The following is a 22,731-nucleotide window of genomic DNA, read 5'->3' as shown; positions in this document are numbered from 1 at the left end:
GGCGTGGCGGGGGCGGCGCGGGGGCACTCGGCGGCGCGGGCGCCGTGCGTCCGGGGCGGCACCCCGGGTGCCCCGGCACGGCACCGTCGTAGGCCCGGTCGGGGCACCTGGGGCACAGGGCGCCCGGCTGGTTCCGGCCGCGCGGGGAGCCGCGCGCCGTACGGTCCCGTGCCCCGGGCCGGCGGTCCCGTTCAGTGCCGGTGACGCCGCCCGGGGAGCACGGAGCCGTCAGGAAGCCCGCTGTTCCGGGTCGTGGTGTATCTCCACGTCCGCCGACTCACCGAACGTCAGCCGGCAGGTGTCGGCGCGATAGGTGGCCACCGAGAGGGCCGCGGTGCGGCCCTGGACGAGGAAGCGGGTGGTGACCACGAGCACGGGCGAGCCGGGCAGCCGGTCGAGTTGCCGGGCGTCGTCCGCGCGCGCGGAGCCCAGTTCGACGGCGCGCTCCTCTCCATCCAGCGTCAGGTGCTGGAGTTCGCGCAGCACGGCACGCGCGCGTGCCGCGCCGGACGGTGCGTCGATCGCGGTCAGACCGGGCACCGAGGCCACCGGGATGTAGAGGAGTTCGGTGGCGACCTGCTGGCCGTGCGACATACGCGAACGGCGCACGGCGTGCACCGTCTCGTCCGCGCCGGTCTCCAGCGCCGCGGCGACCGCGGCGGGCGGCGTGGCCTGGGCGCAGTCGACGGGCTGCCAGGCGTCTCCGGCGGCGCCCGGCCAGGCGTGCTGCTCCGTGCCGACGGCCACGCCCACGCGCGGGGGCGCGACGGTCGTGCCGACCCCGCGGCGGCGCTGGAGCCGGCCTTCCAGCTCCAGCTGTTCGAGGGCCTGGCGCAGCGTGGCGCGGGCCACGCCGAAACGGGCGGCCAGCTCACGTTCGTTGGGCAGGATCTCGCCGACCGAGAACTCGGAGTCGAGTGCCTCGCTCAGCACGGTCTTGAGATGCCAGTACTTCGGTTCCGGTACCGAGTCCAGCTGCGTGGTCCCCACCCTGTCCTCCGCAAGAGCCGTGGTCCGGCGGTTTTTGGCGCCCTTGTTTATTAAAGGTTGTTGCACTTATCTGCGACCATAGGGCGACCGCCACCCTTGGTCAAGACCAATCCTCGTCGCCTCGCCGGTACTCGGCCGTCCGGCGGCGAAGCGTTCACGTGGCGTTCGCGCGCGACGGCGTCTGTGACATCGCGGCAAAGTCCTCGTCGCACGCCGGAGCCCCCGCCGGACGACGGGGGCTCACGGGGTGGGGCGGTGGCTCACGAGGTGGGGCGGTGGCTCACCGGTCGGCGAGGTACCGGAGTTTGTCCGGGTTGCGGAGGACGTACACGGACGTGACCCGGCCGTCGGCGATGTCCACCTGGACCAGGCTGTCGGGCTTGCCACCGGACAGGAGCAGCAGGGCGGGACCTCCGTTGACCTCCAGGACGCGGAAGGAGAGGTCCGCCGGGGCCGAACGCGCGGCACCGACGAGGAAACGGCCCACCTTGTCGGCGGTGCGCAGGACGCGTACCGGCGCCTTGGCCTTGCCGCCGCTGTCGCCGACGAGCCGGACGTCCGGGGCGAGCAGGGACATCAGCCCCGCCAGGTCGCCCTCGCCCGCGGCGGCAAGGAAACGTTCCGTCAGGTCCCGGCGCCGGGCGGGGTCCACCTCGTACCGCGGGCGCCGCTCCGCCACGTGCCGGCGGGCCCGCCCGGCGAGCTGCCGTACCGCCGGTTCCGCCCGGTCCAGCAGCGCGGCGATCTCGGCATACGGGTAACCGAACGCCTCCCTGAGCACGAAGACCGCCCGTTCCAGCGGGGACAGCGACTCCAGGACGATCAGGACGGCGAGGGAGACGGTGTCGGCCAGGACGGCGCGCTCGGCGGAGTCCGGGGCGGTGTCGGCGAACTCCGTGAGGTAGGGCTCCGGCAGCCACGGCCCGGGGTACGCCTCGCCGCGCGCCCGCACCTGGCGCAGCCGGTCGATGGCCAGCCGGGTGGTGACGCGTACCAGGTAGGCGCGGGGTTCGCGGACCTCCGCGCGGTCGGCGTGGTACCAGCGCAGCCATGCCTCCTGCACCACGTCCTCGGCGTCGGCGACCCGGCCGAGCATGCGGTACGCGACGCCCGTCAGCAGGGGCCGGTGCTCTTCGAAGACGTCCGTGGCGAGGTCGGCGGTCACGGGGTCCATCCCATCCGACGGGCCCCGCGGTGTCCACCCCGGAGCATCCGGCTCCGCGGGTCCGGCCGCCCGGGGGCTACCCGCTGGTAGCAATTACTGACAAGCTGTCTACGGATTCCGCCGGCCGCCCAGACGAGGAGCACACCATGTCCGCCACCGTCTCCTTCAAGGTCCCCGCCCCGCACGGTCCGAGCGACGTGACCGTCTCCTACGCGCGCGTGGGCCGCGGCGAACCGCTGGTCCTGCTGCACGGCATCGGCCACCACCTCCAGGCCTGGGACCCGGTCGTGGACATCCTGGCCACCGAGCGCGAGGTGATCTCCGTAGACCTGCCGGGCTTCGGCGCCTCCCCCGGACTGCCGGACGGCCTGGCCTACGACCTGCCGACCACCAACGCCGTGCTCGGCGCGCTGTTCGAGGCGCTGGAACTGGACCGGCCGCACGTCGCCGGCAACTCGCTGGGCGGCCTGCTCGCGCTCGAGCTGGGCCACGAGAAGCTCGCACGGTCCGTCACCGTCCTGTCCCCCGCCGGTTTCTGGACCGAGGCGGAGCGGCGGTACGCCTTCACGGTACTGCTCGCGATGCGAGGCATCGCCCAGCGGCTGCCGCTGCCGCTGGTGCGGCGGCTGTCCCGCACCGCGGCCGGCCGCACCGCACTGACCAGCACCATCTACGCGCGGCCCGGACGCCGTTCGCCGGACGCCGTGGTCGCCGAGACGCTCGCGCTCGCCACGGCCCCCGGCTTCGGGGCGACCCTGCGGGCCGGCACCGGCGTCCGGTTCACCGACGACCTGCCGGGCCTGCCGGTCACGGTGGCGTGGGGCACCCGGGACCGCATCCTCGTGCGGCGCCAGGGCATCCGCGCCAAGCGGCTCATCCCGCACGCCCGGCTGGTGCGACTGCCCGGCTGCGGCCACGTCCCGATGAACGACGACCCGGCCCTGGTCGCCCGGGTCATCCTGGACGGCAGCCGCCGGGCGGACTGACGGCGCCCCTCATCCGGGACGGCAGCCGCCCAGCGGACTGACGACGCCCCTCCGGCGGCGGGCACGACCGGTCGTACCCCGTCACGGCCGGTTGTTCACCTCCGGTTCGCGTGCGCGCCGCAGCGCACCAGTAGGTGTGGCTGTGCACATTGGCCGGATCCCGTCCCTGGAGGCGCAGTCATGTCCCACCGTTCGTTCGGCCGTCGCAGCGTGCTGCGCGGCTCCCTCGCCACGTCGGCGGCCCTGACCCTGCCCGTCGGTCTGGGCGCGGCCCCGGCGTTCGCCCGCTCCGGACGCCCCGGCGCCGGCTGGGGCGTCCAGACCGGTGACGTGACCGCCGACTCCGGCCTGGTGTGGGTGCGCGCGGACCGGCCCGCCCGGATGATCGTGGAGACCGCGGCCACCGAGTCGTTCCGCGACCCGCGCAGGTGGCAGGGCCCGCTGCTGGGCGCCGACACGGACTTCACCGGCACCACCCGGCTGCACGGCCTGCCGTCCGGCGAGCAGATCCACTACCGCGTCCTGCTCGCCGACCCGGACGACCCGCGCCGCACCGGCGAGCCCGTGACCGGCACCTTCCGCACGGTTGCCCGGCGCCGCCGGGACGGCGTGCGCTTCCTGTGGTCGGGCGACCTGGCCGGCCAGGGCTGGGGCATCAACCCAGACCGCGGCGGCTACCGCATCTACGACGCCATGGCCAGGCTGGACCCCGACTTCTTCCTGTGCAGCGGCGACAACATCTACGCCGACGGCCCGATCACCGCCACCCAGGCGCTGCCCGACGGCGGCACCTGGCGGAACATCACCACCGAGGAGAAGGCGAAGGTCGCCGAGACCCTCGCCGAGTACCGGGGCAACTTCCGGTACAACCTGCTGGACGACAACCTCCGGCGGTTCAACGCCCAGGTGCCGTCGGTCATCTCGTGGGACGACCACGAGGTGCGCAACAACTGGTACCCGGGCGAGGTGATCGCCTCCTCCGACACCCGCTACACCGAGAAGAGCATCGACGTGCTCGCCGCGCGCGCCCGGCGGGCGTTCGGCGAGTACTTCCCGGTCTCCACGCTGCGGCCCGGGGCGAAGGACGGCCGCGTCTACCGGGTGCTGCGCCAGGGCCCGCTGCTGGACGTGTTCGTGCTCGACATGCGGACCTACCGCAACGCCAACTCCCCCGACGACCAGACCGTGGACCCGCAGGGCATCCTCGGCCGGGAGCAGCTGGAGTGGCTCAAGCGGGAGCTGGCCCGGTCGCGCGCGGTGTGGAAGGTGATCGCCGCCGACATGCCGATCGGTCTCGTGGTGCCCGACACCACGGAGAACGAGCCGAACTTCGAGGCGGTGGCCCAGGGCGACCCGGGCGCGCCGCTCGGCCGGGAGCTCCAGATCGCCGAGCTGCTGCGGTTCATCAAGCACCGGCGGATCACCGGCACGCTGTGGCTGACGGCGGACGTGCACCACACCTCGGCCCAGCACTACCAGCCGTCCCGGGCCGCGTTCACCGACTTCGAGCCATTCTGGGAGTTCGTCTCCGGACCGCTGAACGCGGGCGCCTTCCCGGCCAGCGCGCTGGACGCGACCTTCGGCCCGGAACGGGTGTTCGTGAAGGCGCCCACCGCGTCGAACGTCTCGCCCGCGGGCGGCTACCAGTTCTTCGGCGAGGTCGACATCGACGGCGGCAGCGGCGAGCTGACGGTACGGCTGCGGGAGCAGGACGGCACGGTACTGTTCACCCGGACGCTGAAGCCGGGACGGGTCGGGCAGTAGCGACAGGCGGGGCGTCCGTTGAAAGCCCGATAAATGGGACGGAGCATGCTTTACCCATCGGTCACAAGCAGTTCGTGATCACGCAACACCTCTGCTCCACAGTGGCTGCATGACTCCAGACATGCCTGACGTGACCCGGGCGAGGCACGGGCGGCCCGTGCACCACTGGCGGCGGGACGTCGTCGAACTCGCCGCGCTCTTCACTGCGGTGGCCGTCGCGGACGCGGTGGCGAACCTGATCGGGCACGGGCCGGACGGCCCGGCCCTGCTCATGATCTCGGCGATCGTGCTGGCCGCGACGGCCGGCTTCCACGTGTGGTGGGCACGCCGCCACGGACACGCGCCGCCGGTGAGCGATACCGGTGCCCGGCCGGCCGCCGAGACGCGGCCGGCCGGGCAGTCCGAACGGTCCGGGAGGTCCGCCGCCGACGAGGTCGCCGGCGTGCTGTGGCGGATGCGGACGACGGTGAAGGACGAGCCGGGTTCCCTGGCCGCCCTGTGCACGGCGCTCGCCGAGCACCACGTGGACATCCTGAGCCTCCAGACGCATCCGCTGGCCGACGGCACGGTGGACGAGTTCCTGCTGCGGGCCCCGGGCGCGCTGGGGGCGGCCGAGCTGACCCGGGCGGTCGCGCTGGCCGGGGGTACCTCCACCTGGATCGAGCGCGCCGACGCCCACGATCTGGTCGACGCGCCCACCCGGGTGCTCGCGCTCGCCACCCGTACCGCCCTGGACACCTCCGAACTGCCGCTGGCGCTGCGCCAGTTGCTGGGCCGCTGCACGATTTGGTCGCTGCCCGGCACATCGTCCGGCGGGGGCCGGGGCCCGGAGCCGGTGCCGGCCGAGGGGGTCCTGGAGGACACCGTGATGCGGCTGCCGGCGCCCGAGGGCGGTGTGCTCACCGTGGAGCGGCCGTACCTGCCGTTCACCCCGACGGAGTTCGCGCGCGCCCGGGCGCTGGTGGAGCTGGACGGGCGGCTCGGTCCGCGCATCCCGCAGAGCCAGGACGTGCTGACGCTGCCCGAGGGCGACGACATCACCGTGCGCCGGGTCGACACCGGGGACCTGGCCGCGGCCCGGGAGATGCACGAGCGGTGCTCGTCGCGCACCCTCGGGCTGCGTTACCACGGCCCGGTCGGTGACGCGGACCGCTATCTGAACCACCTGCTCAGCCCCCGCTACGGCCGCACCCTGGCCGCGCAGACCGCCTCCGGCCGGATCGTGGGCCTCGGGCACCTGCTGTGGGACGGGGACGAGACGGAGGTGGCGCTGCTGGTCGAGGACGAGTGGCAGCGGCGCGGCGTCGGCGGCGAACTGCTCGGCCGGCTGGTGGCGATGGCGGCCGAGGCCGGGTGCGCGAGCGTGTACGCCGTGACCAAGGCGTCCAACACCGGCATGGTCGCCGCGATGCGCGGCCTCGGGCTGCCGCTGGACTACCAGGTCGAGGAGGGCACGCTGGTCATCACGGCCCGCCTGGACCCGGCCCCGGTCCCCACGGCACCCCGGTCCCAGCCCCCGCACCTCACCTGAACCAACCGCCCGCGCCCCGGTCACACCACGGACCGAAGCCCACCGCCGAGCCGGGCCACCCCGGCCCGGCCCGCGACACCGGACGGCCCGGCCCGGCTCGGCACAACCCCCTACCGTGCCGAAGCCCGGTGACGCGAACCGCCCGTGCGCCGGCCCGGGCCGGGGCGCAGTGGCACACCGGCGCGCACGCCCCCGTGCTCTCGTCGACGCCGGGCGACGGGGCTCAGCGGATCGCCTCGCGGAGGGGTGCCACCTGGCGTTCCCGGGGGGCGCCCAGGGCCTGGTCCAGGTCCGCCCAGAGGTCGTCCACGTCCTCCAGGCCGACCGACAGCCGCAGCAGCCGGTCGCTCACCCCCGCTCCGCGCCGGTCCTCGGCGTCCACGATGCGGTGGCTGATCGACGCGGGGTGCTGGATGAGCGTGTCGACGCTGCCCAGGCTCACCGCCGGGGTGACCAGCCGGACCCGGGAGATCACCTCGTGCGGGTCGCCGTGCACCTCGAAGGCGACCATCGCCCCGCCGAGCCGCGGGTACCGCACCCGGGCCACCCGCGGGTCGGCGGTGAGCCGGCGGGCCAGTTCGGCGGCGTTCGCGGACGCCGCCCGCACCCGGACCGGCAGCGTGGACAGGCCGCGCAGCAGCAGGTACCCGGCCAGCGGGTGCAGGACTCCCCCGGTGGCGAACCGGATCTGCCGCAGCCGGCCCGCGAACTCCTCGTCGCAGGCGACGACTCCGGCCAGCACGTCGCCATGGCCGCCGAGGTACTTGGTGGCGCTGTGCAGCACCAGCCGCGCGCCCCGCTCCGCCGGGCGCTGGAGCACGGGTGTGGCGAAGGTGTTGTCGGCGAGCAGCGGCACCGAGCCGCAGGAGTGGGCGACGGCCCGCAGGTCGAGTTCGGCGAGGGTCGGGTTGGCCGGCGACTCGACCATCACCAGACCCGTGTCCGGGCGGATGGCGTCCGCGATGCCGGCCGGGTCGGTCCAGGTGACCTCCGTGCCGAGCAGCCCTGCGGTCAGCAGGTGGTCGCTACAGCCGTACAGCGGCCGTACCGCGACGACATGGCGCAGGCCCACGGCCGACCGGGCGAGGAGCACGGCGCTGAGCGCGGCCATGCCGCTGGCGAAGGCGACCGCGGACTCGGTGCCCTCCAGCCGGGCGAGGGCGGTCTCGAAGCGGGCGACGGTCGGGTTGCCCAGGCGGCCGTAGACGGGCGGGCCGGCCGGGTCGGCGCCGTCGGTGGCGAAGGCGTCGATCCGGGCCGCCTCGGCCCGGCTGTCGTAGGAGGGATAGGTGGTGGACAGGTCGATCGGCGGGGCGTGCAGGCCCTGGCGGGCGAGGTCGTCGCGGCCGGCGTGCACGGCCTCGGTGGCCAGGGCTCTCGGTGCGGTGCGTACGTCGTCGTAGGCACTCGTGCTCGCTGTGTCCATGACGGGAAGGGTGAACATCGGACGGTTCCGGGGGCGTGAACGCCGTGCTACGTTCGGCCGGTGTCCGATTCCGTCGTACTGGATCCGGTGGATCTGCGTCTGCTGCGGCTGTTGCAGAACGACGCCCGGACCACCTACCGCGACCTCGCCGCGCAGGTGGGCGTGGCGCCGTCGACCTGCCTGGACCGGGTGGCCCGGCTGCGCCGCTCGGGCGTGATCCTCGGCCACCGGCTGCAACTCGACCCCGCCAGACTCGGCCGCGGCCTCCAGGCGCTGCTGTCGGTGCAGGTACGGCCGCACCGGCGCGAGCTGGTGGGACCGTTCGTGGAGCGCGTCCGGGCGCTGCCGGAGGCGCGGACGGTGTTCCATCTGACCGGGCCCGACGACTATCTGGTGCACGTGGCGGTCGCGGACATGGCCGATCTCCAGCGGCTGGTGCTGGACGAGTTCACGGCGCGGCGCGAGGTGGCCCGGGTGGAGACCCGGCTGATCTTCCAGCAGTGGGAGTGCGGACCGCTGCTGCCGCCCGGCCACGCCGAGAGCTGAATCCCCGGAACGTGGGTGACGCGGAGATCCTTCTCGTACGAGGATGGGCCGCATGTCTGAGACCCAGATCCCGCTGCCCCGTCAGGTCGCCGACGCATACGTGGACGACCTCATCGCCCTCGACCCGGTCACCGGCACGTACCTCGGGGTGCCGGAGAGTTCGAGCAAGCTGCCCGACTACTCGCCCGCGGGCGCGGAGGCGCAGGCGCGGCTGGCGCGGGAGACGCTGGCGAAGCTGGACGAGGCGGAGCGGCGGCCCGGTGCCGACAGCGATGTGGAGCGGCGCTGCGGGCGGCTGCTGCGGGAGCGGCTGACCGCCGCGCTGGCGATGCACGAGGCGGGTGAACACCTGCGTGAGGTCGGCAACATGCACACGCCCGGCCACGCGGTGCGGGAGATCTTCACGGTCACCCCGGCGGAGACGGACGAGGACTGGGCGGCGATCGCCGAGCGGCTGCGGGCGGTACCGGGCGCGCTCGCCGGCTACCGCGCGTCGCTCGAAGCCGGTCTGGAGCGCAAGCTGTTCGCGCCGCCGCGGCCGACCGCCACCTTCATCGGCCAGCTCACCGAGTGGGCGGGTCCGGACGGCGGGGGCCGCGGCTGGTACGAGGACTTCGCCGCCGCGGGACCCGAGGGCCTGCGCACGGAGCTGGACGAGGCGGCGCGGTCGGCGACCGCCGCCCTGGTGGAACTGCGGGACTGGCTGCGGGACGTGTACGCGCCGGCGATCGAGGGCGCCCCGGACGTGGTCGGCCGGGAGCGGTACGCGCGCTGGTCGCGCTACTTCAACGGCACCGACCTGGACCTGGACGAGGCGTACGCCTACGGCTGGGCGGAGTTCCACCGGATCCTGGGCGAGATGGAGCGGGAGGCGGAGAAGATCCTGCCCGGCGCCGCGACGCCGTGGGCCGCGCTCGCCCACCTGGACGAGCACGGGCGGCACATCGAGGGCGTGGACGAGGTCCGCCAGTGGCTCCAGGACCTGATGGACAAGGCGATCCGGGAGCTGGACGGCACCCACTTCGAACTCGCCGAGCGGGTGCGCCGGGTGGAGTCGCGGATCGCCCCGCCCGGCGGCGCGGCGGCCCCGTACTACACGGGCCCGTCGGAGGACTTCTCCCGGCCCGGCCGCACCTGGCTGCCCACGATGGGCCTGACCCGGTTCCCGGTCTACGACCTGGTCTCGACCTGGTACCACGAGGGTGTGCCCGGCCACCACCTCCAGCTCGCGCAGTGGGCGCACGTGGCCGAGGACCTGTCCCGCTACCAGGCGACGGTCGGCATCGTCAGCGCCAACGCCGAGGGCTGGGCGCTGTACGCGGAGCGGCTGATGGACGAGCTGGGCTACCTCGGCGACCCGGAGGAGCGGCTGGGCTACCTGGACGCGCAGATGATGCGCGCGGTCCGGGTCATCATCGACATCGGCATGCACCTGGAGCTGGAGATCCCGGCCGACTCCCCGTTCCACCCGGGTGAGCGCTGGACCCCGGAGCTGGCGCAGGAGTTCTTCGGCGCGCACAGCAGCCGCCCGGCGGACTTCGTGGAGAGCGAGCTGACCCGGTACCTGACCATGCCGGGCCAGGCGATCGGCTACAAGCTGGGCGAGCGGGCCTGGCTGCTGGGCCGGGAGAAGGCGAGCGAGCGGCACGGCGACGCGTTCGACCTGAAGTCCTGGCACATGGCGGCGCTGTCGCAGGGGTCGCTGGGGCTGGACGACCTGGTGGACGAGCTGTCCCGGCTCTGACCCGTACGGGGACCCCGTTCCCCGGTCCTCCCCGGCTCCGCCCCGCACGGGGGCCGACACCCCGGACCCGGCTCCGCCCCGCACGAGGGGGGCCGACACCCCGGACCCGGCCCCGCCCCACACGAGGGGGGCCGACACCCCGGTCCCGGCCCCGCCCCACACAGAGGGCCGACGCTCCGGTCCCCGGCTCCGCCTCGAACGGGGACCCCGTGCCCCGGTCCCCGGCGCGTGGCGGCGGGGTCGCCCGCCGCCCCGCGTGCGTCGCCCTGCCGGGGCTCCACCGGCCGGGGAGCCGACCCGGGCGATCCGCTCGTCGGCGGGGCGTCGACGGTGGCCGGCGGTGGCGGGCGCGGTCCCGCCACCCGCGCACCGGTATCCCATCGGCCGTACGGCCGTCTCCCGGTGGCGTGGGCCCGGGGTGGGTGGCTGGCTGGTGCCGGGGGCCGACACGGGAAGGCGGGCCGGCATGCCGGAACAGGGGCCGGGGCAGGAGGCGCTGCGGGCCCCCCGCGCCGCGGGGCTGGCCGGAGTCGTCTTCGCGCTGCTCCTGGCGGCGGCGATGGTCCTGGTCAGGCTGGGGATTCCGGAAGGGGCCGACGCGGCGGCCCCGCGGGTCTCCACGGACCCGGGGCGGCGCGAGGCACTGCGCGCGGCGCTCGCGCTGGTGCCGTTCGCCGGGATCTTCTTCCTGTGGTTCATCGGCGCGGTCCGCGCGCACATCGGCGCCGTGGAGGACAAGTTCCTCGCCACCGCCTTCCTGGGCAGCGGCCTGGTCTTCACCGCCACGATCTTCGGTGCCGCCGCGGCGGCGGGCGCGGTGCTCGCCGTGGCCCACCCGGCCGGCCCGCCGCCGCTGCCGGCCGGCTGGGATTTCGGCCGCCACTTCACGTACGCGCTGATGACGGAGTACGCCATGCGGATGGCGGCCGTGTTCGTGTCGTCCATGTCGGTGATCGGCCACCGGCTGGGCGTCCTGCCCCGGTGGCTCAGCGTCGTGGGCTTCCTCACCGCCCTGACGCTGCTCTTCCTGTCGTCGAACGTGCCCTGGGCCGAACTCGTCTTCCCGGCCTGGTCGCTCCTGCTCAGCGCGCACATCCTGGCGGTGGGCCCGCGGGACCGGCCCCGGCCGGCCGCGGCCGGGTGAGGTGCGCCCCGCGCGGCGCCTCACTCGATCGGCGTGCCCGGCGCGCGGGCACCCCGTCCGCCCTCGCATGCTGGCGGACGGGGGACGACCGCCGTCCGACAGCCGCCCGCGCGAGCCGTGTGCGGCGCACCGGACCTGGCCACCGAAGGGCGGAGCGTCGATGAGGCTCGTCGTCGATCTCAACAAGTGTCAGGGGTACGCGCAGTGCGCGTTCCTCGCGCCCGACGTCTTCGCCATGCACGGCGAGGAGTCGCTGCTCTACGACCCGCGCGCGGACGAGGAGCAGCGGGAGCGGCTGGCGCGGGCCGTCGCCGCGTGCCCGGTACAGGCGATCACCGCGGACGGGCTGGACGGCACGGGCGGGGTCCAGGGGGGCTCCGATGGCCGCTGACCACGTGGAACGGCTCAGGCGCGAGGGGCGGATCGTGATCGTGGGCGCCTCGCTGGCGGGCCTGCGGGCCGCCGAGACGCTGCGCGCCGAGGGGTTCGCCGGGGAGCTGACCCTGATCGGTGACGAGCCGTACGAGCCGTACGACCGGCCGCCGCTGTCCAAGGCGGTGCTGCTGGGGAGGGCGTCGCCGCACCACACCGAGCTGCCGCACCGCAGGGAGACGGACGCCAAGTGGCGGCTGGGTGTCGCGGCGACCGGTCTGGATCTGCCGGCCAGGCGGGTCAGGCTGGCCGACGGGGACGAGGTGGAGTACGACCGGCTGCTGATCGCGACCGGTGTGCGCGCCCGGCCGTGGCCGAAGGAGGAGGAGGCCCGGCTGGACGGCGTCTGTCTGCTGCGCACCCGCGAGGACGCGGCCGACCTGGTCCGGCGGCTGCGGGCGGGGCCGCGTCGGGTGTTCGTGATCGGCGCCGGGTTCGCCGGTACGGAGGTCGCCTCGGCCTGCCGGGAGATGGGCGTGCCGGTGACCGTGGCGGAGCGTGCGGGGGCGCCGCTGGTGGGCGCGCTCGGCGGGGTGATCGGCGCGGTCGCGGCCGACCTCGCCGTGGAGAACGGCGTGGACCTGCGCACCCATGTCACGGTGACCGCGCTGGAGGGCGACTCGGCCGGCCGGGTGCGGGCGGTCCATCTGTCCGACGAGACGGTCGTCGAGGCGGACGTGGTCGTGGTCTCGCTGGGCTCGCTGCGGAACACCGAGTGGCTGACCGGGTCGGGACTGGGCGCCGGGCCCCGGGGCATCGCCTGTGACGCGGGCTGCCGTGCCTTCGACTTCCGGGGCATCGTCACGGACGACGTGTTCGTCGCGGGTGACGTGGCGCGCTCCCCGCACGCCCTGTTCGGGTACCAGTTCCTCTCGCTGGAGCACTGGGGCAACGCCGTCGCGCAGGCGGAGACGGCCGCGCACAACATGATCTGCGCGCCCGCCGACCGGCGGCCCCACCTGTGGATGCCGGCCTTCTGGTCGTCGATGTTCGGGGTCAACGTCAAGTCGGTGGGGGTGCCGCCCATGGGCGAGCAGCTCATGATCACGCAGGGCTCGCTGGCCGAGCGCCGGTTCGCCGGCGTCTACGGCTACCAGGGCCGGATCGTGGCCGCCGTGACCTTCGACCACACACGCTGGCTGGAGTTCTACCAGCGGCAGATCGAGCGGGGCGCCCCGTTCCCGGTGGAGTTCCCGACGATGGACCGGCGTCCCGAGGGCCGGCGGCCGGTGCCGGCCGGGTTCCCGGACCCGTCCCTGCCGACCCACGGCCCCATGGTGACCCTCACCGGTTACTCGCCGGCCGACCAGCAGCTGGTCTTCCACCCCTCCCGTCACTGACCGCCGCCCCGGCCCGACGCTCCCCAAGGACCCGCCATGCCGCAAGCCTCGATGATGCACCGGATCACCGACTTCGCGAACCGCGCCGACCCGTACCCGCTGTACGAGGAACTCCGCAGGACACCGGTCCTGCACGAGGAGGAGGGCGGCCCCTACCTCATCAGCTCGTTCTACGACATCGAGGCCCTGCTGCACGATCCGCGGATCAGCTCCGACGCGGCCAACCTGGCCGCCGCGGGCGACGGCGAGCTGGGGCGGACGGAGGAGACGGGCGGGCTGCCGCCGTCCTTCCTGCGCCTCGACCCGCCCGAGCACGACCGGCTGCGGCGGATGGCCAACCGCGGCTTCGGACCGCCACACCGGCCGCGCCGGGTCGAGGGCATGCGGGGCGAGATGCGGGAGATCGTCACCGCGCTGATCGACGGCTTCGGGGACGCGCGCGAGATCGACCTGGTGGACCGGTTCGCCTATCCGTTCCCGGTGACCGTGATCTGCCGGCTGCTCGGGGTGCCCCGGGAGGACGAGCCGAGATTCCGCACCTGGGTCGACCCGCTGGTGGCGAGCCTCGAGCCCGACCCGGGCCAGGGCGGCGGCCCCGCGTCGCACAAGACGGCGCAGGAGGCCCGTATGCAGCTCGGCATGTATCTGGCCGGGCTGGTCGAGGAGCGGGCCAGGGAGCCGCGCGACGACCTGCTGTCCGACCTGGTGAACAGCCGTGGCCCGGACGGCGCGATGACGATGATGGAGGTGCTCAGCACCTCGGTGCTGCTGCTGATCGCCGGGCACGAGACGACGGTCAACCTGATCACCAACGGCATGCTCACCCTCCTGCGCCACCCCGAGCACCTGCGGCGGCTGCGTCGGGATCCGGGGCTGTCGGTCAGGGTCGTGGAGGAACTGCTGCGCTACGAACCGCCGGTGCAGCTCGTGCCGCAGCGCACCTGCATCACCGATGTCGAGGTGCGCGGGGTGACGATCCCGAAGGGCTCGCGGATCTGGCTGGTGCTCGCCGCGGGGAACCGGGACCCGGAGCGGTTCAAGGACCCGGAGCGGTTCGACCCGGACCGCGAGGACCTCCAGCACCTCGGCTTCGGCAGCGGCATCCACAGCTGTTTCGGCGCTCCGCTGGCCCGGCTGGAGGCCCAGGTCGCGCTCTCCGAGCTGGCCCGGCGGCTGGTGGACCCGCGCCTGGTCGAGGACCCGCCGCCGTACCGGCCGAACGCCGTGCTGCGCGGGCCCCGGCATCTGCGCGTCGCCTTCGACGGGCTGGACTGAGCCGCCGGGGCTGGACTGAGCCGCCGGGCGGGGCGGGTGCCGGGTCAGGGCGCGAGCGGGCTGAGCCGTACCAGGCCGAGGGAGGTGCCGGGCTCCGGCCGCACGGACGCGGCGCGCACCGCGTACGTGCCCGCCCGCAGCGGCACCCGCAGATGCGCGGCCCGGCCCGCGTCCCGGCCCGGCCGGGCCGCGTCGAACAGCAGCACCGGCCCGGGCACGCGCCAGCGCACCTCGCTCCCCCACACCGCGCTGTCGAGGGCGGCGCCGACACCGGTGAGCGGGGCGGCGTCGTGGGCGGGGCGGCGGACGAAGGTGCCGTGGTCCGGCAGGAAGGAGGTGGCGTCGGGTTCGTCACCGAACACCAGGGCCGCGCTGTCGCCGACCGGCAGCAGCCCGACCCGGCCGCCGCCCTCGCACGCCCGGTCGTAGTCCGTGTCGAGTTCCTCGCTGTCGGCGCCCGCCCAGAACGCCGGCACCGCCTCGGGGACCGCGATCAGCGGGCCGCCGCCCGACTCCACCCACTCCGGTCCGCCGGTATCCGCGCATCGAGCCATGGGCCAAGAACCTACACGGGCGCCGCTCAGCAGCCGCACTCGCCCGCGACCGGGGCGGTCAGCGGATCGGGGTCCCGGCGTGCCGGGCCCCGCCAGGTCTCGTAACCGAGGCCCTCGCGCGCCCAGTACTCGAAGCCGCCGAGCATCTCCTTGACCCGGTAGCCGAGTTCGGCGAGGGCGAGCGCGGCACGGGTGGCGCCGTCGCAGCCGGGGCCCCAGCAGTACGTCACCACCGGCACGGACTTGTCGAGGAGTCGCTCGGCCAGCTCGGGGACGAGCGCGGTCGGCAGGTGGACGGCACCGGGGACATGGCCCTGGTCCCAGGAGGCGGTGGAGCGGGAGTCCACGACGACGAAGCCGGGGTCGCCGCCGGCCGCCAGCGCGGCGGCCACGTCGGAGACGTCGGTGTGGAAGGCGAGGCGGGCCCGGAAGTGGGCGGCCGCCGCGGCGGGGGCGGCGGGCGCGACGCGCAGGACGGGATTGTGGCGGGTCGTTTCGGTCATGACCGGAAATCTATGGTCGGCGGGCCGGTCCGGGAACGGACGATCCACGGGCTCACCCTTGTCCCGCCGGGGATTTCCCTGCTATCCATCCGGGATGACCGTGTATTCCCCGGACGCCACCGACTGGCGCATCCTCGAAGTCCTCCAGCGCGACGGGCGGGCCAGTTACGCCGAGCTGGCGCGCGCGGTGTCCATGTCGCCGAGCGCCGTGACCGAGCGGGTGCGGCGGCTGGAGGAGGCGGGCGTGATCCAGGGGTACGCGGCGGTGGTCGACCCCGAGCGACTGGGCCTGCCGATCCTGGCGTTCGTGCGCCTGCGGTATCCGAACGGCAACTACCGGCCGTTCCACGACCTGGTGGCGGCGACACCCGAGATCCTGGAGGCGCACCACGTCACGGGCGACGACTGCTTCGTCATCAAGGTCTCCGCGCGCTCCATGTCCCATCTGGAGGAGATCGCGGGGCGGATCGGCGCGCTGGGTTCGGTGACCACCAGCGTGGTCTACTCCTCCCCCCTGCCCCGCCGGCCCCTGGCCGCTAGACCCCCCGCTGCCGCAGCGTCGAACCGGATCTGCCCTTGACCACCTCCAGCTGGGCGTGGACCCGGCGGCGCAGGTCGGGGACGTGGCTGACGATGCCCACGCTGCGGTCGCGTTCGCGCAGGGAGTCGAGGACGTCCAGGACCTCGTCCAGGGTCTGCTCGTCGAGGCTGCCGAAGCCCTCGTCGATGAAGAGGGTGTCCAGGCGCACGCCGCCCGCCTCGTCGGTGACGACGTCGGCGAGGCCGAGGGCGAGCGCGAGGGAGGCGAAGAAGGTCTCGCCGCCGGAGAGGGTCGCGGTGTCCCGTTCCCGTCCGGTCCAGGCGTCGACCACGTGCAGCCCGAGCCCGCTGCGCCCGCGCCCGGTGCGGTCGTCGGAGTGGACGAGGGTGTAGCGGCCGGCCGACATGCGCGTCAGGCGGGCGGTCGCGGCGGCGGCGACCTGTTCCAGACGCGCCGCCAGGACGTACGACTCCAGGCGCATCCTGCGTTCGTTGTCGGCGGAGGTGCCGGCGGTGAGGGCGGCGGGGAGCGGGCCCAGGCGGGGGCGGGGCCGGGGGCCGGGGGCGGGGGGGGGGCCGGCCGGGCGCCGCCGTCGTTCGGCGTCGGCCGCCGTGTGCTCGGCGGCGGCCGGGTCGGCGGGCGGCCGTTCGGCGGCGGCCGCGGTACCGGGCTCGGCGAGGACCGCCCGGACGGCGGCCTCCTCCTGCTGCCAGGCGTCCAGGCGGTGCTGGAGCTCGCGGTGGGCGGCCGGGTCCAGCAGGGCCGCGACGGCGGCTGCCGGGGTGTCGAAACCGGCCCGGTAGGCGGCGTCGGCGAGGCGGGCGTCGGCGTCCTTCAGCCGCTGGGCGGCGTCCTGTGCGACCCGTGCGGCGTCGGCGGCCCCGGTGAGCCGGGCCGCGCGCCGCTCCAACTGCGCGGCGCGCGCGGCCACGCTCTCCGCGTCGCCGCGCGCCTGCCGCAACTCGGCTTCCAGTTGGGCCTGTTCGCGTTCCAGGGTGTCCCGGCGGGTGAGCCGGGAGGCGGCCCGGACGGCCGCCTGCTGGCGGTCGGCGAGCCGCTGCTCGCGCTCCCGCTCGGCGTGCCGCAGCTCCTCCTGGGCGGCGTGCAGGGCGGAGGCGTCGCGGCGGGCGCGGGCGTACTCCCGCTCCAGCTGGTCCATCTCGGCGGCGAGCCGGTCGGCGGGGGTGTCGCCGGCCTCGGCGGTGGCGGCGGCCAGCGCCTCGCGGACGGTGCCGAGGCGCCGCTCGTCCGCGGCGTGCAGTTCCTCGGCCCGCTGGTAGGCGGCGAGGGCGCGGTCCTCGGTCTCGCGGTCGACGTGCCCGGCGACCTTGCGCGCCGGGGCGGGGTGCTCGGTGGCTCCGCACACCGCGCAGGGGTCGCCGTCGGTGAGGTGGGCGGCCAGTTCGGCGGCGATGCCGGCCAGCCGCTGTTCCTTGAGGTCGAGCCAGTGGGCGCGGGCGTCCGCGGCATCCTGCCGCGCGGCACGCGCGCGCTGCCCGGCCTGTTCGAGGTCGGCGGCGAGCCGGTCGCGGGTGCGGGCCGCGTCGAGCCGCCGCCGGGCGGGGGCGCGCTGGACGGCGAGCTGCTCGGCGCGGGTGGTGGCCTCCTGGGCGGAGTCGACGCGGGTCCGCAGGGCGGTGCGGGAGGCGTCCCAGTCGGCGAGCCAGGCGTCCGCCTCGCGCAGGACGTCCTCGTCGGCGTGCTCCTGCCGGTCGAGTCCGGCGCGCTCCGCGGTGAGTTCGGCGAGCCGGCGTTCGGCGCGCCGGGCCGCGTCCAGGCCGCCCAGCTCCTCGGCGGCCCGGCGGGCGGCGGCGGCGAGCAGGCCGGCCTCCGCGCCGGCGTCGGAGCCGGGGAGCAGTCCGCGCGCATGGGCCTCGGCCGCGGCGGCCCGGCGGTGTTCCGCCTCGGCGGCCTCGCGCAGCTCCAGCGCGGGCGCGACCGCCTCGGCCTTGCGGGCCCGCTCCATCCGCTCCCGGTCCTCGCGGTGGGCGCCGGACCGCTCCCGGAGGCGCTCGGCGCGCTGCCGGGCCTCGGCGGACCGGGCCTGGAGCCGGGCGAGTTCGCGCACGTCGTCCAGGGCGCGCCGGGCGGCGGTGTGGGCGGACTCGGCGGCGGTGAGACGGCAGTGGGCGAGGGTGAGGTGCTCCCGGGCGGTGCTGCGGGCGACGGCGGCGGCGCCGAGGACGGCCTCGGCCAGGCCGGGGTCGCCGGGCGCCAGCTCGGGCAGCTCCATGGCGTCGCCGGCCTCCTGCTGCATGCGGTGGGCATCGGCGAGCAGGGCCGCGTCGCCCTCGCGCACGCGTGCCTCGGTGGTGCGGCGGCGTTCGGCGAGGCGCTTCTCGACGTCGGCGAAGCGCTGGGTGTCGAAGAGCCGGCCGAGCAGCCTGCCCCGGGCCTCGGCGTCGGCGCGCAGGAAGCGCGCGAAGTCGCCCTGGGGCAACAGGACGACCTGGCAGAACTGTTCGCGGCTCATGCCGAGCAGCTGCTCGATCTCGGCGCCGATCTCCTGGTGGGAGCGGCTGAGGTCCTTCCAGGCGCCGGCCGGGGCGTCGTACTCGCGCAGCCAGGTCTGGGCCTTGTCGACCGTGGTGCCCTTGCCGCGCAGCTTGGGCCGCTCCCAGGAGGGCTGCCGGGTGATCTCCAGGCGGCGGCCGGCGACGGTGAGGTCGAGGCGGACCTCGGTGCGGGTGCCGGGGTGGGCGTGGTCGCTGCGCGGGTTCTGGTTCTGGCCGCTCTGCCGGGCGCCGGGCACGGAGCCGTACAGGGCGTAGCAGACGGCGTCCAGGACGGAGGTCTTGCCGGCTCCGGTCGGGCCGTGCAGCAGGAACAGCCCGGCGGTGGACAGCGCGTCGAAGTCGACGGTCTGGGTGCCGCCGAAGGGACCGAAGGCGGTGATGTCGAGCCGGTGCAGCCTCACCGGGCCACCTCCCGCACGGCGTGGTCGGCGCGTACGGCGTCGAACGCCTCGCGCAGCACGGCCGTCTCGTGGGCGTCGGGCCCGGCGCCGCGCACATGGGCGACGAAGTCCTGGGCGATCTCCTGGTCGCTGCGGCCCGCGAGCCGCCGGGCGTAGGAGACGCGGGGGTCGTCCGGGGCCCGTTCGGGGGCGAAGACCAGGCTGAGGGTGTGCGGGAAGCGCTGGGCGAGCCGGGCCAGCGGGTCGGCGGGGCGGACCGGGTCGGTGAGGGTGGCCTCGACCCAGGCGTCCTCGTGACGGGTGAGCGCGGGGTCGGCGAGGAGGTCGTCCAGGGTGCCGCGGAGGCGGGCGAGCGGGCGCGGCACCGGGCAGTCGACGCGCTCGGCGGCGACCGTGCCGTCCGCGTCCAGGTCGATCAGCCACATGCTCTTGCGGTGGTCGGCCTCGGAGAAGGAGTAGGCGAGCGGCGAGCCCGAGTAGCGCACGCGCTCGGTGATGGTCTGGCAGCCGTGCAGATGGCCGAGCGCCACGTAGTCGACGCCGTCGAAGATCCCGGCCGGTACGGCGGCCACTCCGCCGACGGTGATGTCCCGTTCGCTGTCGCTGGCCTGGCCGCCGGTGACGAAGGCGTGGGCGAGGACGACGGAACGGGTGCCCCGCGCGCGGGTGGCGAGGTCGGCGCGGACGCGGTCCAGGGCGGCGCCGAGGACGGCCTCGTGGCCTGCCTTGTCGACGGCGAACTCGTCCTTCACCAGAGCCGGTTCGAGGTACGGCACCCCGTAGAAGGCGACGTCGCCGTGGGCGTCCCGGAGGACCACCGGGGTGCCGGCGGCGGAGGGCTCGGTGCGCAGGTGTATGCCCGCGCGGTCGATGAGTCCGGCGCCGACGCCGAGGCGGCGGGCCGAGTCGTGGTTGCCGGAGATCATCACCGTGGGCACGCCGAGGCCGGCGAGCCGGTGCAGGGCGGTGTCGAACAGCTCCACCGCGGCGAGCGGGGGCACCGCGCGGTCGTACACGTCGCCCGACACGACCACCGCGTCCACCGCGCGCTCACGCACGGTGGTGACGAGATGACCGATGAACTCGGCCTGGGCCCCGAGCAGGTCCACCCGGTGGAAGGCCCGGCCGAGGTGCCAGTCGGACGTGTGCAGGAGTCTCATGGGCCCCGAGACTAACGGCCGGGTACGACAGCGCGGCGGCCGTTCCCGCACCGCCCCGCCACGCCCCGCACCACACCGGACCGTTATGTCCGTTTGGTTACTTTCGAGGGGTGCCTGTCAGGCGTCTCCGTAGGCTTCGCCGCCCAGTTCGAGGCCGGCCGTGCCCGCCGTCACATCGGCGAGCCAGCCGCGGAAGGCGGCCACGTCGGCGTCCGGCAGGCCGATCTCGATGGTGACGGCCTCTCCGTAGCGGACGTCGCGCACCTCGCGCCCGGTGGCGCGCAGGTCGTTCTGCACCTTGCCCGCCCGCTGGTGGTCGACGGTCACCGTGGCCAGCCGGAAACGGCGCCGGGTGATCGTGCCGAGCGTGTCCAGGGCCTCGCCGACCGAGCCGCCGTAGGCGCGGATGAGTCCGCCCGCGCCGAGCTTGACGCCGCCGTAGTAGCGGGTGACGACGGCGACCACGTACCGCATGTCGCGGCGCAGCAGCATCTGGAGCATGGGCACGCCCGCGGTGCCGCCCGGTTCGCCGTCGTCGCTGGCCTTCTGCACGGAGGCGTCGGCGCCGATGACGTACGCCCAGCAGTTGTGGGTGGCGTCGGCGTGCTCCTTGCGCACCGCGGCGATGAAGTCCTGGGCCTCCCGCTCGGTGGCGGCCGGGGCGAGCGCGCACAGGAAGCGGGAGCGGTTGATCTCGGTCTCGTGCACGCCCGCGCGGGCGACTGTGCGGTACTCGTCCTGCATCACGCCAGCCTATGCGAGCGCCGCCGGGCCGCCCGGCTACCCCTTCTCCCCGCGCGGGACCGTGAACGAGGTGAGCAGGGCCGCGCCGGGCGCGAGGGCCGGCCAGCCGGGTCCGTGCCAGGTGAGCACGGCGACCGCGGCGGTCGGGAACTTGGCCCGCACCCGTACCAGCGTGTCGTCGAGGCCGTCCGCGGCGAGCGCCGACACCAGCTCCTGGAGGCCGGGGTTGTGCCCGACGAGCAGCAGCGTCCGCACGTCCGCCGGCACCTCGCGCACGACCGCGAGCAGCTCCTCCACGTCGGCCGCGTACAGCCGCCGGTCGTAGCGGACGGGCGGCGGGGTGGCCCACTCGGCGGCGACCAGCTCCCAGGTCCGGCGGGCGCGTACGGCGGTGGAGCACAGGACGAGATCGGGCAGGGGGCCGCCGGCGGCGAGGACGCGTCCGGCGGCCGGGGCGTCCCGGAGACCGCGCGGCGAGAGCGGCCTCAGCCGGTCCTCGACACCCTCGGGCCAGGCGGACTTGGCGTGCCGCAGCACCACCAGCCGGCGCAGCGGCACCTCGTCCGGCCCGCTCACGCGAGGGCCCCGAGGTCGCGCGCGAGGTCGAGGGCGAGCAGGCGGTCGACGTAGGCGTAGGTCTCGAAGCGAGCGCCGTCCGGGATACCGGGCGCGCTCTCCACGTCCCGCAGCACGCCGAGCACCGCGGGCAGGTCGAGGTCGTCCTCCCAAGCGGCCCGCAGCCGCTCGCGGACCTCGCCGGGGACCGGTCTCGAGGGCTGCCGCGCCCAGCCGGCGACGGCCCGCCGCCACCGGGCGAGGCGCCGCGCGGCGTCGTCCAGCACGGCGGGGTCCAGCCGCGCGGGTTCGCCGCGCGGGACGGCGAGCAGGGCGAGCCGCAGGACCGGGGGGTCGGCGAGCAGCACCGGGAGCACACCGGCCGCGGCGGGGCCGCCGTCCGCGACGACACACTCCCCACCTTCTCCGTCGCCCCCGGCACCGGGCGCCGCCGCCCTGCCCGGGCGTCCCGTCCCCTCCGACCACTCCACCGGCGCCACCTCGAGCACCGGGCCCTCCCCCGGCGGGCGGCCGGGGGCGCGCTGGGTCACGTGGATGGCCTGGGCCTCGCCGAGGCCGGACGCGAAGTCGCGGGCGTCCTCGAAGGGGCGGATGGCGAGCCGGGTGGCGGCGGTGCGCAGCTCCGGCTGGCCGCGCGGGGCGGTGAGGATCGTCCATACCGGGGTGCCGCCCAGTTCCAGGGCGCGGACGAGCAGGTCGGCGGTGAGCAGCACCCGCAGGGCCGTCGGGTCGAGGCCGCCGGCGTGGGCCTCGATACGGGTCAGGGCGCGGCGGGCGGGCGCGGCGGGGACGGGCTCACCGGTTCGGGCGTCGAGGATGTGCAGCACGGGGCGAGCGTAGGCGGGCGGGCCGTCGTACGCAGCGGCTTGCGCCGATTCCGGACAGCGTGGCGGGGTACGGCGGGAATCCGCGCGCATGCGGACGATGTTGTGCCGACGCGCGGAAACCCCCCGCAGTCCCCCAGCCCGAGGAGGCGGCCGATGTACGGCGACGACGCGACGACCCGCAGGATACTGACCGAGCTGGGCGACACCTGGGCGGTGGTCGGGCTGTCCTCGAACGAGAACCGGGCCGCGTACGGCGTGGCGCGGACGCTCCAGCGGTTCGGCAAGCGGATCGTGCCGGTCCACCCGAAGGCGGAGACCGTGCACGGGGAGCGGGGCTACGCCTCCCTCGCGGACATCCCCTTCGACGTGGACGTGGTGGACGTCTTCGTGAACAGCGAGCTGGCCGGCGCGGTGGCGGACGAGGCGGTGCGCAAGGGCGCGCGCGGGGTCTGGTTCCAGCTGGGGGTCGTCGACGAGGCGGCCTACGAGCGGACCGGGGCGGCCGGTGTCGACATGGTCATGGACCGGTGCCCGGCGATCGAAATTCCCCGCCTGACCTAGTGTCA

At 75.2% G+C, this 22,731-nt stretch carries 21 protein-coding genes; 11 read left to right on the top strand and 10 right to left on the bottom strand.

Annotated elements, in window-relative coordinates:
- Positions 1 to 228: 228 nt before the first annotated feature.
- Together IF37_RS0118885 and IF37_RS0118880 are read right to left on the bottom strand one after the other, a co-directional pair.
- A complete protein-coding gene (locus tag IF37_RS0118885; RefSeq protein WP_030743770.1) occupies positions 229 to 990 on the bottom strand; it encodes a GntR family transcriptional regulator in 762 nt (253 codons plus the stop codon).
- A gap of 280 nt (positions 991 to 1,270) precedes the next feature.
- Entirely contained in the window at positions 1,271 to 2,155 is an 885-nt protein-coding gene (locus tag IF37_RS0118880; RefSeq protein WP_030743767.1) for an RNA polymerase sigma-70 factor, read from the bottom strand.
- Between the two features lie 146 nt (positions 2,156 to 2,301).
- Here IF37_RS0118880 and IF37_RS0118875 point away from each other — a divergent pair, with 146 nt between their 5' ends.
- From IF37_RS0118875 to IF37_RS0118865, 3 genes are all read left to right on the top strand, one after another.
- Complete coding sequence (locus tag IF37_RS0118875) at positions 2,302 to 3,141, top strand: alpha/beta fold hydrolase (protein WP_030743764.1); 840 nt, start codon at positions 2,302 to 2,304, stop codon at positions 3,139 to 3,141.
- 180 nt (positions 3,142 to 3,321) lie between these two features.
- Entirely contained in the window at positions 3,322 to 4,905 is a 1,584-nt protein-coding gene (locus IF37_RS0118870) for an alkaline phosphatase (protein ID WP_030743761.1), read from the top strand.
- Positions 4,906 to 5,026: 121 nt separating this feature from the next.
- Positions 5,027 to 6,436 (top strand): GNAT family N-acetyltransferase, encoded by a 1,410-nt coding sequence (locus IF37_RS0118865; protein WP_253915800.1) that lies wholly within the window; start codon positions 5,027 to 5,029, stop codon positions 6,434 to 6,436.
- Positions 6,437 to 6,659: 223 nt separating this feature from the next.
- Here the strand turns inward: IF37_RS0118865 and IF37_RS0118860 are convergent, their stop codons facing one another.
- Positions 6,660 to 7,862 carry a PLP-dependent aspartate aminotransferase family protein gene (locus IF37_RS0118860; protein ID WP_030743757.1) on the bottom strand — a complete coding sequence of 401 codons (1,203 nt, stop codon included), beginning with the start codon at positions 7,860 to 7,862 and terminating at the stop codon, positions 6,660 to 6,662.
- Between the two features lie 60 nt (positions 7,863 to 7,922).
- Here IF37_RS0118860 and IF37_RS0118855 point away from each other — a divergent pair, with 60 nt between their 5' ends.
- The 6 genes from IF37_RS0118855 to IF37_RS0118830 all read left to right on the top strand — a co-directional run bounded on the left by IF37_RS0118855 (position 7,923) and on the right by IF37_RS0118830 (position 14,343).
- Positions 7,923 to 8,408, top strand: coding sequence for an Lrp/AsnC family transcriptional regulator (locus tag IF37_RS0118855; RefSeq protein ID WP_030743755.1), 486 nt, complete (start codon positions 7,923 to 7,925; stop codon positions 8,406 to 8,408).
- A gap of 52 nt (positions 8,409 to 8,460) precedes the next feature.
- Entirely contained in the window at positions 8,461 to 10,152 is a 1,692-nt protein-coding gene (locus IF37_RS0118850; RefSeq protein WP_030743752.1) for a DUF885 domain-containing protein, read from the top strand.
- A 466-nt stretch (positions 10,153 to 10,618) separates the two neighbouring features.
- Entirely contained in the window at positions 10,619 to 11,296 is a 678-nt protein-coding gene (locus IF37_RS0118845; RefSeq protein WP_030743749.1) for a hypothetical protein, read from the top strand.
- Between the two features lie 160 nt (positions 11,297 to 11,456).
- Positions 11,457 to 11,687: a ferredoxin gene (locus tag IF37_RS0118840; protein ID WP_030743747.1), complete on the top strand. Its 231-nt coding sequence runs from the start codon at positions 11,457 to 11,459 to the stop codon at positions 11,685 to 11,687.
- A complete protein-coding gene (locus IF37_RS0118835) occupies positions 11,677 to 13,068 on the top strand; it encodes an NAD(P)/FAD-dependent oxidoreductase (protein WP_030743744.1) in 1,392 nt (463 codons plus the stop codon). The genes IF37_RS0118840 and IF37_RS0118835 overlap by 11 nt, the downstream gene beginning before the upstream one ends.
- Before the next feature lie 36 nt (positions 13,069 to 13,104).
- Positions 13,105 to 14,343, top strand: coding sequence for a cytochrome P450 (locus tag IF37_RS0118830; RefSeq protein ID WP_030743741.1), 1,239 nt, complete (start codon positions 13,105 to 13,107; stop codon positions 14,341 to 14,343).
- Positions 14,344 to 14,387: 44 nt separating this feature from the next.
- Here the strand turns inward: IF37_RS0118830 and IF37_RS0118825 are convergent, their stop codons facing one another.
- Together IF37_RS0118825 and IF37_RS0118820 are read right to left on the bottom strand one after the other, a co-directional pair.
- Complete coding sequence (locus IF37_RS0118825) at positions 14,388 to 14,897, bottom strand: Imm21 family immunity protein (protein WP_030743738.1); 510 nt, start codon at positions 14,895 to 14,897, stop codon at positions 14,388 to 14,390.
- Positions 14,898 to 14,923: 26 nt separating this feature from the next.
- Positions 14,924 to 15,400 carry a rhodanese-like domain-containing protein gene (locus IF37_RS0118820; protein ID WP_030743736.1) on the bottom strand — a complete coding sequence of 159 codons (477 nt, stop codon included), beginning with the start codon at positions 15,398 to 15,400 and terminating at the stop codon, positions 14,924 to 14,926.
- A gap of 94 nt (positions 15,401 to 15,494) precedes the next feature.
- Between IF37_RS0118820 and IF37_RS0118815 the strand changes: the two genes are divergently transcribed.
- Positions 15,495 to 15,980 (top strand): Lrp/AsnC family transcriptional regulator, encoded by a 486-nt coding sequence (locus IF37_RS0118815; protein WP_052845240.1) that lies wholly within the window; start codon positions 15,495 to 15,497, stop codon positions 15,978 to 15,980.
- Here the strand turns inward: IF37_RS0118815 and IF37_RS0118810 are convergent.
- From IF37_RS0118810 to IF37_RS0118790, 5 genes are all read right to left on the bottom strand, one after another.
- Entirely contained in the window at positions 15,937 to 18,858 is a 2,922-nt protein-coding gene (locus IF37_RS0118810) for an AAA family ATPase (protein ID WP_030743730.1), read from the bottom strand. The two genes, IF37_RS0118815 and IF37_RS0118810, sit on opposite strands and share 44 nt — an antisense overlap.
- Entirely contained in the window at positions 18,855 to 20,018 is a 1,164-nt protein-coding gene (locus tag IF37_RS0118805) for an exonuclease SbcCD subunit D (protein WP_030743729.1), read from the bottom strand. The genes IF37_RS0118810 and IF37_RS0118805 overlap by 4 nt, the downstream gene beginning before the upstream one ends.
- Before the next feature lie 117 nt (positions 20,019 to 20,135).
- Positions 20,136 to 20,762 (bottom strand): YigZ family protein, encoded by a 627-nt coding sequence (locus tag IF37_RS0118800; RefSeq protein ID WP_030743728.1) that lies wholly within the window; start codon positions 20,760 to 20,762, stop codon positions 20,136 to 20,138.
- A 36-nt stretch (positions 20,763 to 20,798) separates the two neighbouring features.
- Positions 20,799 to 21,338 carry a histidine phosphatase family protein gene (locus IF37_RS0118795; RefSeq protein ID WP_030743726.1) on the bottom strand — a complete coding sequence of 180 codons (540 nt, stop codon included), beginning with the start codon at positions 21,336 to 21,338 and terminating at the stop codon, positions 20,799 to 20,801.
- Complete coding sequence (locus IF37_RS0118790; protein ID WP_030743724.1) at positions 21,335 to 22,165, bottom strand: hypothetical protein; 831 nt, start codon at positions 22,163 to 22,165, stop codon at positions 21,335 to 21,337. The genes IF37_RS0118795 and IF37_RS0118790 overlap by 4 nt, the downstream gene beginning before the upstream one ends.
- Before the next feature lie 153 nt (positions 22,166 to 22,318).
- Here IF37_RS0118790 and IF37_RS0118785 point away from each other — a divergent pair, with 153 nt between their 5' ends.
- Positions 22,319 to 22,726: a CoA-binding protein gene (locus IF37_RS0118785; protein WP_030743722.1), complete on the top strand. Its 408-nt coding sequence runs from the start codon at positions 22,319 to 22,321 to the stop codon at positions 22,724 to 22,726.
- Positions 22,727 to 22,731: the final 5 nt, after the last annotated feature.

It is taken from the genome of Streptomyces sp. NRRL S-31, assembly GCF_000718775.1.
Taxonomy (GTDB): Bacteria; Actinomycetota; Actinomycetes; order Streptomycetales; family Streptomycetaceae; genus Streptomyces.
Note: the sequence above shows the minus strand (reverse complement) of the source record. Positions and strands in the feature narration are given on the sequence as shown.

Bases quoted from the DNA above. Each gene is read 5' to 3' on its own strand.
- IF37_RS0118875 (WP_030743764.1), top strand. From the start codon at position 2,302: ATGTCCGCCACCGTCTCCTTCAAGGTCCCCGCCCCGCACGGTCCGAGC.
- IF37_RS0118870 (WP_030743761.1), top strand. From the start codon at position 3,322: ATGTCCCACCGTTCGTTCGGCCGTCGCAGCGTGCTGCGCGGCTCCCTC.
- IF37_RS0118865 (WP_253915800.1), top strand. From the start codon at position 5,027: ATGCCTGACGTGACCCGGGCGAGGCACGGGCGGCCCGTGCACCACTGG.
- IF37_RS0118860 (WP_030743757.1), bottom strand. From the start codon at position 7,862: ATGGACACAGCGAGCACGAGTGCCTACGACGACGTACGCACCGCACCG.
- IF37_RS0118850 (WP_030743752.1), top strand. From the start codon at position 8,461: ATGTCTGAGACCCAGATCCCGCTGCCCCGTCAGGTCGCCGACGCATAC.
- IF37_RS0118845 (WP_030743749.1), top strand. From the start codon at position 10,619: ATGCCGGAACAGGGGCCGGGGCAGGAGGCGCTGCGGGCCCCCCGCGCC.
- IF37_RS0118840 (WP_030743747.1), top strand. From the start codon at position 11,457: ATGAGGCTCGTCGTCGATCTCAACAAGTGTCAGGGGTACGCGCAGTGC.
- IF37_RS0118835 (WP_030743744.1), top strand. From the start codon at position 11,677: ATGGCCGCTGACCACGTGGAACGGCTCAGGCGCGAGGGGCGGATCGTG.
- IF37_RS0118830 (WP_030743741.1), top strand. From the start codon at position 13,105: ATGCCGCAAGCCTCGATGATGCACCGGATCACCGACTTCGCGAACCGC.
- IF37_RS0118825 (WP_030743738.1), bottom strand. From the start codon at position 14,897: ATGGCTCGATGCGCGGATACCGGCGGACCGGAGTGGGTGGAGTCGGGC.
- IF37_RS0118820 (WP_030743736.1), bottom strand. From the start codon at position 15,400: ATGACCGAAACGACCCGCCACAATCCCGTCCTGCGCGTCGCGCCCGCC.
- IF37_RS0118815 (WP_052845240.1), top strand. From the start codon at position 15,495: ATGACCGTGTATTCCCCGGACGCCACCGACTGGCGCATCCTCGAAGTC.
- IF37_RS0118805 (WP_030743729.1), bottom strand. From the start codon at position 20,018: ATGAGACTCCTGCACACGTCCGACTGGCACCTCGGCCGGGCCTTCCAC.
- IF37_RS0118800 (WP_030743728.1), bottom strand. From the start codon at position 20,762: ATGCAGGACGAGTACCGCACAGTCGCCCGCGCGGGCGTGCACGAGACC.
- IF37_RS0118785 (WP_030743722.1), top strand. From the start codon at position 22,319: ATGTACGGCGACGACGCGACGACCCGCAGGATACTGACCGAGCTGGGC.